Source organism: Pseudomonas sp. DTU_2021_1001937_2_SI_NGA_ILE_001, from assembly GCF_032463525.1.
Classification (GTDB): domain Bacteria; phylum Pseudomonadota; class Gammaproteobacteria; order Pseudomonadales; family Pseudomonadaceae; genus Aquipseudomonas.
Genome location: NZ_CP135971.1, coordinates 299386 through 312710 on the forward strand (window position 1 = coordinate 299386; position 13325 = coordinate 312710).

11 protein-coding genes and 1 riboswitch are annotated in these 13325 nt (G+C 66.1%); of the genes, 4 read left to right on the plus strand and 7 right to left on the minus strand.

The features are described 5' to 3' along the window. Positions 1–66: 66 nt before the first annotated feature. Positions 67–1041 (minus strand): hydroxyacid dehydrogenase, encoded by a 975-nt coding sequence (locus RRX38_RS01265; protein WP_315961169.1) that lies wholly within the window; start codon positions 1039–1041, stop codon positions 67–69. A gap of 230 nt (positions 1042–1271) precedes the next feature. Between RRX38_RS01265 and RRX38_RS01270 the strand changes: the two genes are divergently transcribed. Continuing rightward, positions 1272–1955 (plus strand): RraA family protein, encoded by a 684-nt coding sequence (locus RRX38_RS01270; protein ID WP_315961170.1) that lies wholly within the window; start codon positions 1272–1274, stop codon positions 1953–1955. An 18-nt stretch (positions 1956–1973) separates the two neighbouring features. Here the strand turns inward: RRX38_RS01270 and RRX38_RS01275 are convergent, their stop codons facing one another. The 3 genes from RRX38_RS01275 to RRX38_RS01285 are packed head-to-tail and all read right to left on the minus strand — an operon-like array spanning position 1974 to position 4794. Then, entirely contained in the window at positions 1974–2765 is a 792-nt protein-coding gene (locus tag RRX38_RS01275) for an ABC transporter ATP-binding protein (RefSeq protein ID WP_315961171.1), read from the minus strand. Next, positions 2762–3778, minus strand: coding sequence for a FecCD family ABC transporter permease (locus RRX38_RS01280; RefSeq protein WP_410524856.1), 1017 nt, complete (start codon positions 3776–3778; stop codon positions 2762–2764). Before RRX38_RS01280 ends, RRX38_RS01275 begins: the two co-directional genes overlap by 4 nt. A gap of 2 nt (positions 3779–3780) precedes the next feature. Continuing rightward, on the minus strand, positions 3781–4794 hold the full coding sequence (locus RRX38_RS01285) for an ABC transporter substrate-binding protein (RefSeq protein WP_315961172.1): 1014 nt from the start codon (positions 4792–4794) through the stop codon (positions 3781–3783). A 135-nt stretch (positions 4795–4929) separates the two neighbouring features. After that, a riboswitch (cobalamin riboswitch) is annotated at positions 4930–5122 on the minus strand. Between the two features lie 253 nt (positions 5123–5375). On the opposite strand from RRX38_RS01285, the gene RRX38_RS01290 reads away from it, so the two are divergent. Beyond that, on the plus strand, positions 5376–7436 hold the full coding sequence (locus RRX38_RS01290; protein ID WP_315961173.1) for an ATP-binding protein: 2061 nt from the start codon (positions 5376–5378) through the stop codon (positions 7434–7436). 59 nt (positions 7437–7495) lie between these two features. Then, positions 7496–8968: an MFS transporter gene (locus RRX38_RS01295; protein ID WP_315961174.1), complete on the plus strand. Its 1473-nt coding sequence runs from the start codon at positions 7496–7498 to the stop codon at positions 8966–8968. A 298-nt stretch (positions 8969–9266) separates the two neighbouring features. On the opposite strand, the gene RRX38_RS01300 is transcribed toward RRX38_RS01295, so the two are convergent. The 3 genes from RRX38_RS01300 to RRX38_RS01310 are packed head-to-tail and all read right to left on the minus strand — an operon-like array spanning position 9267 to position 11825. Further along, positions 9267–9725: a DUF411 domain-containing protein gene (locus RRX38_RS01300; RefSeq protein WP_410524857.1), complete on the minus strand. Its 459-nt coding sequence runs from the start codon at positions 9723–9725 to the stop codon at positions 9267–9269. After that, positions 9691–11154 (minus strand): heavy metal sensor histidine kinase, encoded by a 1464-nt coding sequence (locus RRX38_RS01305; protein ID WP_315961175.1) that lies wholly within the window; start codon positions 11152–11154, stop codon positions 9691–9693. Before RRX38_RS01305 ends, RRX38_RS01300 begins: the two co-directional genes overlap by 35 nt. Further along, positions 11151–11825 carry a heavy metal response regulator transcription factor gene (locus RRX38_RS01310; protein WP_295479507.1) on the minus strand — a complete coding sequence of 225 codons (675 nt, stop codon included), beginning with the start codon at positions 11823–11825 and terminating at the stop codon, positions 11151–11153. Before RRX38_RS01310 ends, RRX38_RS01305 begins: the two co-directional genes overlap by 4 nt. A 261-nt stretch (positions 11826–12086) precedes the next feature. On the opposite strand from RRX38_RS01310, the gene RRX38_RS01315 reads away from it, so the two are divergent. Then, a complete protein-coding gene (locus RRX38_RS01315) occupies positions 12087–13289 on the plus strand; it encodes a TolC family protein (RefSeq protein ID WP_315962616.1) in 1203 nt (400 codons plus the stop codon). The last annotated feature ends 36 nt before the right edge of the window (positions 13290–13325 follow it).

The window sequence follows — 13325 nt, forward strand, 5'->3', positions numbered from 1 at the left end:
CTCCGTTGTTGTTTTTCTGGAGTAGCACAGGCGCCCCCGCTGGAGGCGCAGTATCGATGTGACGGGTCAGTTGTCCAGCAGGTGGCGGTTGACCACGCAGCGCGGGTCAGGGGCCTGGCCGTCCCACAGGCCGATGATCTGTTGCAGCGCGAGCATGCCGACCCGGTCACGCGCCTCCTGGGTGTTGGCCCCCACGTGTGGGGTCATCACCACATTGGGCAGGCCGAACAGCGCGCTGTCCGCCGGCAGCGGCTCGGGGCTGAAGGTGTCCAGGCCGGCACCGCCGATACGGCGCTCGCTCAGGGCCTGGATGAGTGCTTCGGTGTCGATCAGCTCGCCCCGCGCGGTGTTGATCAGCAGGCTTCCGGGGCGCATGCGCTGAAACTGCGCGGTGCTGAACAGGTGGCGGTTGGCGTCGGTCAGCGGGCAATGCAGGCTGATGATGTCGCACTTGTCCAGCAGGTGCTCGAAGTTCTCTTCGCGTTGCAGGTGCTCACGTTCCGGCAGTTGTTTCAGGTAGGGGTCGTAGACTTTCACCTGCATGCGCAGCGGTGCCACCAGGTCCATGAGAATGGCGCCAATCGAGCCCATGCCCACCAACCCGAGCGTCTTGCCGAACAGTTCCACGCCGTTGGCGGTGGCCTTGTCCCAATGGCCGTCGCGCATGCGCGCATCCAGCAGGGCGGTCTGGCGCGCCACGCTGAACATCAGCGCAAAGGCGTGTTCGGCGACCGACTGGGCGTTGGCGCCCAGGGCGATGGTGACCGGAATGCGCCGCGCCGCGGCGGCCTGCAGGTCGATGGTGTCGTAGCCGACGCCATGCTTGGCGATGATCGACAGCTTGGCCGAGGCCTCGATCATTTCCTGGGTCAGCTGGCCCTGGCGCACGATGATCGCATCCGGCTGTTCAGCGCGGATCACCTGCAGAAGCTCGTCAGCGGCGTAGGGCGTGGTGGGAATCACACGCACACCTCGGGCGGCGGCGTGGTTCATGGCTTCGGCGGTCAGCGCCGGGCCGGTGAGCACAATGGTACGGGTCATGGGACACCTTGTTGTTCTTGGCTGTGTTGCTGGCGCCTGGGGTGCGGCGCATTGACACGGACACGCTATCACAATGAAACGTCGTTTCAATATCTGTTTTTTTTGGCTTTTGAAAGACGCGATTTATTTAATCATTGAGCCTATTGAAAGGTTAAAAATGAAATGACATTCTGAAAAAAGCGCTCGCGACCGGCGAGGCATCCCTTACAAGACCAAGAGAGGAAAAGCACATGAGCATCGGATTTCGCGTTCTGGAGCGTGTACGCAAGGTCAGCGCCGAATGGGTGGAGCGTTACCGCGACGTCCCGGTGGCCAATGTCAGCGACTCGATGAATCGCATGACCGCCGGCGGTGCCCGCTTGCGCCCGATGCACGCCAAGGGTGTGCTCGCCGGCCCGGCGCTGACCGTCAAGGCCCGCCCCGGCGACAACCTGATGCTGCACTACGCGCTGGACATCGCCGAGCCGGGCGATGTGATCGTGGTCGATGCCGGGGGTGACCTGAGCAATGCGCTGATCGGCGAAATGATGGTGGCCTATGCGATCAAGCGGGGGGTCGCCGGTATCGTCATCAATGGCGCGATCCGTGATGCCGGCGCCATCGGTGCCGGGGATTTCCCGATGTTCGCCGCCGGCATTTCCCACCGCGGCCCGTACAAGGACGGCCCGGGTGAAATCAACGTACCCATCGCCATCGACGGCATGGTCATCGAAGCCGGCGACCTGGTCATCGGCGACGAAGACGGCCTGCTGTGCGTGCCCTACGACCAGGTGGCCGAGGTCTACGATCGTGCGGCGGCCAAGCACGGCGCCGAACAGAAGCAGATGGAGCAGATCGCCCTGGGCACCAACGACCGCAGCTGGGTGATCGACAGCCTGAAGAAGAAGGGCTGCCAGCTGCCAGAAGGGCACTGAGGCCCACCGACGCCCTCTTCAGAGCGGTGTCAGGCGCAGAAAGCGGGTGCCGTCCATCGTATCGCTCAGCCAGCGCGCCTGCACACCGAACACCGCCTGCAGGCGCTCGGGTGTCAGCACCGTCTCCGGTGCGCCGAGGGCCACCAGCCGGCCCTGATGCAACACCGCCAGGCGGTCGCACTGCAGGGCCTGGTTGAGGTCATGCAGGGCGATGACGCAGGTGACCGGCAATGCCTTGACCAGCCCGAGGATGTTCAGCTGGTGCTGGATATCCAGATGATTGGTGGGCTCGTCCAGCAGCAGGATGCGTGCCTGCTGGGCCAGGGCGCGGGCAATGTGCGCGCGCTGGCGCTCGCCGCCGGACAGCGTCTGCCAGCGGCGCTCGCTCAGATGCAGCAGGTCCACATCGGCCAGGGCCTGCTGCACGATGCGCTGGTCCTCGCTGCTCCAGGGCGCCAGCGCCGACAGCCAAGGCGTGCGGCCCAATTCCACGGCATCGCGCACGCTGATCGCATCGGCGGTCTCGGCCTGCTGTTCCACCAACGCCAGCCGTTGCGCAACGTCGCGGCGGTTCAGGCTGGCCAGGGGCTGGCCGTCGATCCATAGCTCCCCGCTGGCTGGCGCCTGCAGGCCGGCCAGCAGCCGGAGCAGCGTCGACTTGCCTGAACCGTTGGGGCCGACGATGCCCAGGGTTTCGCCCGGGATCACTCCCAGGCTCACGTCCTGCAGCAGGGCCTGGCCCTTGACGATGCAGGTCAGTGCGCGACAGGCCAGTGCCGTGGTCCCTTGGGCCTGATTGAAGGCATTCATCGTGGACGTTGCCCCCGGATCAGAATCAGCGCGAACACCGGCGCGCCGATCAGCGCGGTGATGACGCCCACCGGCACGGTCTGGCCCTTGATGAGGGTGCGCGACAGCACGTCGGCGGCGATCAGGAACAGTGCACCGCACAGGGCGCTGAGCGGCAGCAGCCTGGCGTGCCGTACGCCCACCAGCAGGCGCACCGCATGCGGGATGACCAGGCCGACGAAGCCGATGGAGCCGACGATCGACACCAGCACGGCGGTGACCAGTGCGGTGCAGCCGATCAACGATACCTGCACGCGCCGTACCGCGATGCCCAGCGAGGCCGCCGAGTCGCTGCCGAACAGGAAGGCATCCAGGGCGCGCCGATGCCACAGGCACACCAGCAACCCGGCCAGCACCACGGGTACGGCCAGGGCCACCGAGTGCCAGCGCACGCCACTGAAATTGCCCAGCAGCCAGAACATGATGCCGCGCGCCTGCTCGGAACTGGCCGATTTGGTAATCAGGAACGAGGTCAGGGCATTGAACAGCTGCGAGCCGGCAATGCCCGCCAGAATGATGTGGCTGGCGGCATTCGCACGCTGCGACGAGCGCGCCAGCAGGCTGACCATGGCGAAGGCCGCCACCGCGCCGACGAAGGCTCCGGTCGACAGGGAAATTGCCCCGGCGCCCAGACCCAGCAGCGCCACCAGTACCGCGCCGGTGGAAGCCCCGGCGGAAATGCCCAGCAGGTAGGGTTCGGCCAGCGGGTTGCGCAGCAGCGATTGCAGCACCACCCCGGACAGCGCCAGGCCGGCGCCACAGGCGGCGGCGACGATGGCACGGGTCAGCCGGTAGTTCCAGATGATGCCTGCGTCGATGGGATCGACGGGGTAACCGGCCTGCCAGAGTTTGTTGGCCAGGATCTGCGCGACCATCTGCGGGCTGATGTGGGTTTCACCGATGCTGGCGCCGACGATGATCGCCACCAGCAGCAGGGCGCTCACCCACAGGCCGTGCACAAGGATGCGTGGCATGTTCAGCGCGCACCCGTGATGCGGTCGGCGGCGGCTGCCAGTTCTTCGAGGCCGGTGAACAGGCGCAGGCCGGCCTGCATGGCTTCGGCGTCGATGACCACGATGCGGTCGTGACGCACCGCGTCCATGTTGCGGGTCACCGGGTCACGCTTGAGGAATTCGAGTTTCTTGCGGTAGTCGTCGGCCGGGAAGCGTCGACGGTCCATGCGCGCGATCACCAGGATGTCGGGGTTGGCCTTGGCGATGCGTTCCCAGCCGACGGTTGGCCATTCCTCGTCGGATTCGACGATGTTGCGCATGCCCAGGCTGTTCAGCATGAAATCCGGGATACCCTTGCGACCGGCCACGTAGGGGTCGATGTCGAGGTCGGCGCTGGAGTACCAGAACACCGCCGAAAGGTCGCGCTGGCGATTGTGCTGCGCATGGGCGACTGCCGCCGCGAGGCGCTGTCGAAGTTGCGCGACCAATGCCTGACCGCGCTCCTGGACATCGAAAATCTGCGCCAGCTGTTCGACGCTCTGGTACAGCGTATCGATGCCGAAGGCTTCCAGCCGGGTGCCGTCGGCGCCGACCAGGTTGTCCTTGCCTTCGCAGTCGGAGGGCATCAGGTAGGTGGGGATGTGCAGTTCGTGAAATTGCTCGCGGGTGCCGACCACGCCTTGCTTGCCGACCATCCACTCCAGTTGCACCAGTACCAGGCCCGGCCGCTTGCCGAGTACCGCCTCGAAGCTCGGCGCGTTGTCTGCCAAGCGCTCGACCTTGTCGTTCTCGGCCTGGTAACGCGGGTCCACATCGTTGAACCACAGCGAGGTGCCGGCCAGGCGTTCGCCCAGTCCCAGCGCATAGAGCATCTCGGTGCCGGCCTGGCCGATGGTCACCACCTGGCCCGGGGCCTGGGTGAAGGTCAGCGGCATGCCGCAGTTTTCCAGGGTCAGGGGGTAGCGGGTAGGCTCGGCCAGGGCCGTGGCGCTGAACCCCAGGGCGGCGGCGAGCAGCAACAGGCGGGGTGTGGGCATGCGGCGCGGTCTCCTTGCGTGGTGGTAGCGGGCGGCGCACCGAAGGAAACACACCCCGGTCGCATGCCCTCGGGCAAGGTGCGACCCGACCTGCCGAAACGCAGGTGCGGATGTCCTTCCCGGACACCCCGCCGGTCAGTGATCGAATGTGTCGGCAGGTCTCCTGACTGGCATGTCATGGCCTGCTTCCGGCCTTCCCGGGGTGGCCCAGTGGCGGTGTGGAGCGGCTCGATGCCTACAGTTGCGGGGGCAGTTTCGGTTTGGCCTGTACGCCGGCCTGCGAATTCCCTGTTAGTTCCTCTCGGAAACCGACGGCGGCGATGGTAAACGATCTGTCCGGCCGAGGCGAATACACGTACAGCGGTCCCGGATTTCAGACAGGTGGTCCGAAAATATCCGGGGGGGCGGATAAAAGCCTGGTGTTGTGTGTCAAAACTCCCCGCTTACCGGCTATGCTCGCGCCGCTTGGCTGTCCGCCTCGGCCCCATCCTGTCGCGGGAGACCGATCCGGCATTGGCCGTGCCTGCCCTCGACCCCTTGGCGCTTTTCGACCAAGCCTTCGCTCATGGAGCCCTTTGCCGTTGACCGCTGAAACTGCTCCCGTCTTGCTGCTCTGCACGCCAGACCCCGCGCAGGCCGAAGAACTCCGCGCGCTGCTTCTGCCGTTCTACCGCGTCGAGCTGTACGACGACCTGCAGGCCGTGGCACGCCGCGTCGGTATCGACACCGGCCTGCTGCTGCTGACTCAACAGGCGCTGCGCGACGATCCTTGTACCCTGGCCGCCGCGCTGCGCGCGCAGCCGGAATGGTCGCAGGTGCCCATCATGCTGCTGACCCCTGGCAAGCTGGGCGCTGCCGACCAGGCGTACCATGCGTTGCCGGAGGAGGCCGGCCATGTCGTGGTCCTGGAACGCCCGTTCAGCCTCAACACCCTGCTCAGCATGGTCGCCGCCTGCTGGCACGCCCGCGCCCGCCAGTACGATATGCGCGACCGCCTGGCCGAACTGGCCGAAGAGCGCGGTCGCCTGCAAGCACTGCTGGAAAACATTCCGGTCGGCGTGTGCTTCATGGACGAACACGGCCAGAGCCTGATCCGCAACCCACTGTACCGGCGCTACGTGCCGGATGACCTGATTCCCTCGCGCTCGCCGGAAAACGCGCTGCGCTGGGTGGCGCTGGATGACCACGGCAGTCCCTTGCCGCGCGACATGTTCCCCGGCGCCCAGGCGCTGCGCGGTGTGCCGGTCAATGGCATCGAGTTTCGTCACACCCTCGAAGACGGTATGCCGTCCTGGATGCGTGTCAGTGCCGTGCCGCTGTACGGCGAGCAGGGCAAGATCATCGGCGCCGCCTCGGTGATCGTCGACATCAACAAGGAAAAGCAGGCGGAACTGTCGCTGCGCCGCTTCGCCGACGAGCTGGAAACCCAGGTGCAGGCGCGTACCCAGGCATTGGACAGTGCCCTGCAGCAACTCAAGGCCGAGAGTGCCGAGCGCGCACGGGCCGAAGAACAACTGCGCCAGTCGCTGAAAATGGAGGCGGTGGGGCAACTGACCGGCGGCATCGCGCACGATTTCAACAACATGCTCACCGGCGTGATCAGTGCCCTGGAGCTGATCCGCCTGCGTCTGGGCAAAGGCCGGCTCGACGGCGTCGAACGCTTCATGGATGCCGCGTACAGCTCGGCGCAGAGTGCCGCCTCGCTGACCCAGCGTCTGCTGGCGTTCTCTCGGCGCCAGTCACTGGACTCCCGACCGGTGCAGGTCAATACCCTGATCCTGGCGTTCCAGCAGCTGCTCGAAGGTCTGCTCACCGAGCAGGTGCGTGTAGAGCTGCAGTTGTGCAGCGAGGATCCGTGGATCTGGGCCGACGCCAATCAGCTGGAAAATGCCGTACTCAACCTGGTGATCAATGCCCGCGACGCCATGCCCGACGGCGGCGTGCTGACCATCGCCACCGGCCTGCAGCCTGGCAAGGGTGGGCAGGAAATGGTCGATATCAGCGTGCGCGATAGCGGGGCCGGCATTCCTCGTCGCCTGCTGGACAAGGTGCTGGAGCCGTTCTTCACCACCAAACCCATCGGCCAGGGCACCGGCCTGGGCCTGTCGATGGTGTATGGCTTCGCCACCCAGAGTGGCGGGCATCTGGGCATCGCCAGCGAGGAGGGCGAGGGCACGACGGTGACCATCAGCCTGCCGCAGTGCGTGACCAGGACCGAGGACGCCGAAGTCATGGCTTCGGCCGCCATACCGGGCAATGGACAGACCATCCTGCTGGTGGAAGACGACGACTCGGTGCGGCTGATCAATCAGGAAGTGCTGCAAGAGCTTGGCTACCAGGTGGTGGTCGCACGTCAGGCCGAAGAGGCGCTGCGCCTGCTCGACGACCTTCCGAGCCTCGACCTGCTGGTCAGCGATGTGGGCCTGCCCGGCATGAATGGTCGGCAACTGGCCGAGGTGCTGCAGCAGCTGTACCCGAGGCTGCCGGTATTGTTCCTCACCGGGTATGCCGAGGGCGCGATCAAGCGCGAGGACTTCCTCGGCCCTGACATGCACTTGCTGACCAAGCCGTTCAGCCTCGACGTGCTGGCCCATCAGGTGGCACAGATGCTCGAAAGACGCGCGTCGCACGCGAGGCGTTGAACTCTGCCTGAAGCGGGTGAATCACAAGGGCAGGGATCGACACACAGGGAGGGGCGGCGATGCACTCGCCTTCGTTGCAAAAACGCCTGGAGCCCCAGGGCTCCAATGCCGTGCATGTCTATGAAACCGACCTGCCGGCGCGTCTCGACCGGCTGCCCTGGAGCCGCTTCCACACATTGCTGGTCTTTGCCTTGGGTATCACCTGGCTGCTCGACGGGCTGGAAGTGACCCTGGCCGGCTCGGTGGCCGGTGCGCTGAAAGACAGCCCCGTGCTGCGCCTGAGCAACGCCGACATCGGCCTGGCCGGTGCGACCTACATTGCCGGGGCGGTGCTCGGGGCGTTGTTGTTCGGTTGGCTGACCGACCGCCTGGGGCGGCGCAAGCTGTTCTTCATCACCTTGTTCCTGTACATCGGCGCCACCGCTGCCACGGCGTTTTCCTGGAACCTGGCGAGCTTTCTGCTGTTCCGCTTCCTGACCGGGGCAGGCATCGGCGGCGAGTACACGGCGATCAACTCGACCATCCAGGAGTTCACTCCGGCGCGCTTTCGCGGCTGGGTGGACCTGACCATCAATGGCACTTTCTGGATCGGCGCGGCACTGGGCGCGCTGGGCGCCATCGTGTTGCTGGACCCGAACTTCGTCGGCAGCGAAACCGGCTGGCGCCTGTGCTTTGGCATCGGTGCGCTGCTTGGCTTGCTGATCCTGTTCATGCGCCTGTGGATCCCGGAGAGCCCACGCTGGCTGATGATCCACGATCGCCCCGAGCAAGCCCGGCGCATCGTCGAGGCTATCGAGGCCGGGTATCGCGCACGGGGCATCGACCTGCCGCCTGTGCAAAGCCCACCACTGCGCCTGCGCGCCCGTCACCATACACCGCTGCGGGAAGTGTTCAGCACGCTGTTCGTCGCGCACCGCGTGCGCGCCCTGGTGGGCATGAGCCTGCTCACCGCACAGGCGTTTTTCTACAACGCGATCTTCTTCACCTACGCCCTGGTGCTCACCGACTTCTACGCCGTGCCCTCGGCGCAGGTCGGCTGGTACGTGCTGCCCTTCGCCCTCGGTAACTTCTGCGGCCCCCTGCTGCTCGGCCGTTTGTTCGACGTGGTGGGGCGGCGGGTGATGATCAGCGCGACCTACTTCCTCTCCGGCGTGCTGCTGGCAATCAGTGGCTATCTGTTCGCACAGGGCCTGCTGACGGTCGTCGAACAAACCATTGCCTGGATGGTGATTTTCTTCTTCGCCTCGGCGGCGGCCAGCTCGGCGTACCTCACCGTGGCTGAAACTTTTCCCCTGGAAATCCGTGCCCTTGCCATCGCCGTGTTCTACGCCTTCGGTACCGGCCTGGGTGGCATCCTTGGCCCGACCCTGTTCGGCGCGCTGATCGACAGCGGCGAACGCAGCCAACTGCTGCTCGGCTACCTGCTCGGCGCAGCACTGATGATTCTCGCCGCCGGCGTGCAGGCTCGCTGGGGCGTGGCAGCAGAGCGCCGCGCATTGGAGGATGTGGCCAGGCCGTTGTCGCAGGCTTAGGCACCCTCTGTTCGCTTAAGCGGCTGTGGCCCGGTGGGAGCGGCTTCAGCCGCGAAAGCGCCAGGAAATTCACTGCATCTGTCGTGAACAGGCGGTCGCTTCGCCGCTGAAGCCGCTCCTACCCGGCCTAACTGACCAGTATTGGCGGCATGTGGCCCGGTGGGAGCGGCTTTAGCCGCGAAAGCGCTAGAAAATTCACTGCATCTGTCGGGAACAGGCGGTTGCTTCGCGGCTTGATCTCCTCTCCGTTCCAACCGAACGTACTGGCTTTGGTGGTGATGCCGTTTGGTCAGCGCCTTCAGCGGCCAGGGTAGTCGGCCACCACTTGGCGTTCCCCCGCTGCGGTCACGCCGATGACCTGGTAGGCATCCTGGCGGTTGCCATATTCCATGCCCGGCGAGCCCATCGGCATGCCCGGTACGGCGATGCCCAGCAGCTCGGGGCGCTTGTCGAGGTCGATGATCTGCTGCGCCGGCACGTGGCCTTCGACGAACTTGCCGCCAATCACGCCGGTATGGCACGAACCCAGGCTCTGCGGAACGCCCAGGCGCTGCTTGACGGCGGCCATGTCGGTTTCGACATGCTCGTTGACGGTGAAACCGTTGTCCTGCAGGTGCTTGATCCACTGCTTGCAGCAGCCGCAATTGGCATCGCGGTGCACGTCGAGGGTCGGCGCGGCCTGGGCGAGGGTGGCGCTGCTGGCGACGACGGCCAGGATGAGGTTACGCAGGGGCGTGCTGAAGTTCTGCAAGCGCATGGGCTTTACTCGCGTTGTGAGGCGTGGATGTCGGCGCCGGGAAGGTCAGGGTGAAGGTGGTCAGGCCATTGGTTGCACTGCTGACTGACACCTGCCCGGCATGAGCGTGCATGATCGAGCGCACGATGGCCAGGCCCAGGCCGGTGCCGCCCTGGTGGCGCGCGCGGCTGGCGTGCACGCGGTAGAAACGGTCGAACAGGCGTGGCAGGTGCTCGGCGGCGATGCCTTCGCCGGGATTGCTGACCGCCAGGCTGGCCTGCCCGTCGCGCATGCGCAGTTGCAGGCGCACAGGGCTGCAGTCCGGAGCATGGCGGATGGCATTCGATAGCAGGTTGGAGAAGGCGCGCTGCACCATCAGGCGGTCGCCAAGTGCCGTGGCCTGGCCTTCGATCTCAAGGCGGATGCCCTTGTCTTCGGCAGTCAGGGCAAACAGTTCCACCACGCGTTCGGCTTCGGCGCGCAGGTCGAGTTCACTGGCTGCCAAGGGCGCGGACGGCTGGCTGACGCTGGCCAGGTAGAGCATCTGCGAGACCATGCGCGACAGGCGCTCCAGCTCCTCGGTGCAGGATTCCAGCGCCTGCTTGTAGTCCTCCGCAGGGCGCGGGCGGGACAGGGTCACCTGGGCCTTGCCCATCAGGTTGTTCATTGGCGAGCGCAGTTCGTGGGCCAGATCATCGGAAAACTGCGTGAGCTGGCGAACGTCGTCGTCCAGGCGCTGCAGCATTATGTTGATGGCCTTGGCCAGTTCCTGAAGCTCGTCGGGCAGGCCGTCGCTGGTCAGCCGCTGCGACAGGTCACGTGCCGACACCCGACCGGCCACCTTGCGAAATGCCTTGAGTGGACGCAGCGCGCGACGCACCACCCACCAGGCACCGCCACCGGCCAGCAGGAAGATCACCGGCATGGCCACCAGCGTGGACTGCACATAGGCCTGCAGCAGGTTGGCATCATCCTGACGGTCCAGGGTCAGTACCGCCATGACCTGTTGCCCGCTACGCAGCTGGATCAGCCTCGATGCGCTCAACAGGTCGTGGCCCTGGGGGCTGCTCAGGTTGACGAAGTCGTCGGGCTGGCCGCTGCCGAATAGCGGCGGCAGCACGGTGTCCTCATCCTTGCCGATCACCAGCAGGCGCTTGCGCGGCACGCTGCTGTCCAGCAGGGTCAGGGTGAAGTTGTCGTGGCCGATGATCTGGTCGCGCAGGCTGTGGGAATTAAGGCCCCGGTCGGCGCCGGACCAGTAGCCCTCGGTGAGGCTGTGGCGCACCTGGTTGAGCTTGTCGGTCAGCTCGTTGCGCGCCCGGTCGTCCAGTTGGCGAGAGATGGTCAGGCAGGAGAGGGTCGCCATGCCCAGCACCAGCAGCGCGCACAGTGCGCTGACGGTCAGGCCCAGACGCATGGATAGCCGCATCGAGGGGCGCGCAGGCTTCATTCCCGGTACTCCAGCACATAGCCTACGCCACGCAGGGTGTGGATCAGCTTGCTTTCGAAAGGGTCGTCGATCTTGGCGCGCAGGCGGCGGATCGAAACTTCGACGACGTTGGTGTCGCAGTCGAAGTTCATGTCCCAGACCTGCGAGATGATGCGCGTGCGGCTCAACACCTCGCCACTGTGGCGCATCAGCAGGTGCAGCAGGGCGAACTCCTTGGTGGTCAGGTCGATGCGCCGATGGCCGCGAAAGGCTCGATGGCGACCGTGGTCCAGCTCCAGGTCGGCGACCCGCAGCACGCTCGGCAGCCCCGGCTGATCGCTGCGGCGCAGCAGGCTGCGCACCCGGGCCAGCAGTTCGGGGAATTCGAAGGGTTTGACCAGGTAGTCGTCGGCCCCCATGTCCAGACCCTTGACCCGGTCTTCGAGACGCCCGCGTGCGGTGACCATCATCACCCGCGTATGGCTTCTGGCACGCAGTGCCGCCAGCACTTCCCAGCCTTCGAGCTGCGGCAGGTTGACGTCGAGGATGATCAGCTCGTAGTCCTGAGTACGCGCCAGGTGCAGGCCGTCGATACCGGTACTGGCGATGTCAACCACGTAGCCGTTCTCCGACAGGCCCTGATGCATGTATTCGGCCGTCTTGGGTTCATCGTCGACAACTAGGATCCGCATGGATGTTTCCTGTGCTGGGTGGCAGGGCGGCGATTCTGCAGGTTGTAGCTGCTACAGGGTCAAGCCGCTGGAAACTCTAATACAGGGGCGCTGGGCGTTGGGCTGCCTTACAGAATTGTAATTTCCGGGCAATCCTGGCGATAACGGCGCCTTTCTACAGTCCCCGGCACTGAATGGGCGGGCCGTCCGGGCTCGTCTGCGCGTTGTACCTGGGGAGGTCTGAACGTGTCCGGGGATCGAAATCCTTTACTGCCGTCGCGCTTGGCGTGCGGGCTGTTGTGCGCGTTGTTGTTCGGCGCAGGCCCGGCCCAGGCTGCCGACCTGAGCCTGGCGGCGGCCATCGAGGCGGCCTTCGCCAATAATCCCGAGCTGGCCGCCGTGCGCCAGGAACTCGGTATCGCCGCCGGCGAACGGCGCCAGGCGGGGCTGATGCCCAACCCAGAGCTGTCGTGGGAGGCCGAAGACACCCGTCGTGATAGCCGTACCACGACGGTGATGCTCAGCCAGGCCCTGGAGCTGGGCGGCAAGCGTGGTGCGCGCATCGAGGCGGCCGAGCGCGGCCAGGACGCCGCTCAGCTGGAACTGGAGCGCCAGGCCCTGGAGCTGCGCGCCGACGTAGTCGCGGCCTTTCATGCGGCGGCGCGGGCGTATGCCGCCGTAGAGCTGGCCGAGCAGTCCCGGCAGTTGGCCCAGCGTGGCCTGCAGGTGGCGCAGGGGCGGGTGCGTGCCGGTCAGGTCTCGCCCATCGAAAGCACCCGCGCCCAGGTGCAACTGGCGGAAACCGAGCTGCAACTGCGCAGGGCCCGGGCCCTGCGCGACGACAACCTGCGCCAGGTGGCCAGGCTCACCGGTCTGCCCGCCGAGGGCATCGATGGCCTCGGCGGGCAGGCGCTGGCACCCGGCAGTGCGCCCGCCGCCGCCGACCTGCTGGGGCGTCTGGCGCAGACCCCGGCGCTGCGCCTGGCCGAGATGCAGATCCGCCAGCGCGAGGCCGACCTTGGTGCGCAGCGTGCCCAGCGAATTCCCGACCTGAGGGTCAGCGTCGGCAGCCAGTACAGCGAGCAGGAGCGCGAGCGGGTGAATGTCGTCGGCCTGTCGATGCCGTTGCCGCTGTTCGATCGCAACCAGGGCAATGTCCTGGCCGCGTCCCGGCGTGCCGACCAGGCCCGCGACCGCCGCAACGCCGTAGAGCTGGACTTGCGTACCCGAACCCGCTCGGCCCTGGAACAGTGGGCCACGGCGGCCAACGAGGTGGAGTCGTTCAGCCAGGTGATCCTGCCGGCCGCGCGCACCGCCGTAGACAGCGCCTCGCGGGGCTTCGAGATGGGCAAGTTCGCCTTCCTCGACGTGCTCGATGCCCAGCGCACCCTCATTGATGCCCGCACCCGCTACCTCGAAGCCCTGGCCGCTGGCAGCGAGGCGAGAGTGGCCATAGAGCGTATCTACGGCGCCAGCCAACCCTGATTTCCGATCCGCGCCCTTGCCACTGTGTGGTGCGGG

Excerpts from the sequence above, each read along its gene's own strand:
- RRX38_RS01265 (WP_315961169.1), bottom strand. The coding sequence starts at position 1,041 with ATGACCCGTACCATTGTGCTCACCGGCCCGGCGCTGACCGCCGAAGCC.
- RRX38_RS01270 (WP_315961170.1), top strand. The coding sequence starts at position 1,272 with ATGAGCATCGGATTTCGCGTTCTGGAGCGTGTACGCAAGGTCAGCGCC.
- RRX38_RS01275 (WP_315961171.1), bottom strand. The coding sequence starts at position 2,765 with ATGAATGCCTTCAATCAGGCCCAAGGGACCACGGCACTGGCCTGTCGC.
- RRX38_RS01280 (WP_410524856.1), bottom strand. The coding sequence starts at position 3,778 with ATGCCACGCATCCTTGTGCACGGCCTGTGGGTGAGCGCCCTGCTGCTG.
- RRX38_RS01285 (WP_315961172.1), bottom strand. The coding sequence starts at position 4,794 with ATGCCCACACCCCGCCTGTTGCTGCTCGCCGCCGCCCTGGGGTTCAGC.
- RRX38_RS01295 (WP_315961174.1), top strand. The coding sequence starts at position 7,496 with ATGCACTCGCCTTCGTTGCAAAAACGCCTGGAGCCCCAGGGCTCCAAT.
- RRX38_RS01300 (WP_410524857.1), bottom strand. The coding sequence starts at position 9,725 with ATGCGCTTGCAGAACTTCAGCACGCCCCTGCGTAACCTCATCCTGGCC.
- RRX38_RS01305 (WP_315961175.1), bottom strand. The coding sequence starts at position 11,154 with ATGAAGCCTGCGCGCCCCTCGATGCGGCTATCCATGCGTCTGGGCCTG.
- RRX38_RS01310 (WP_295479507.1), bottom strand. The coding sequence starts at position 11,825 with ATGCGGATCCTAGTTGTCGACGATGAACCCAAGACGGCCGAATACATG.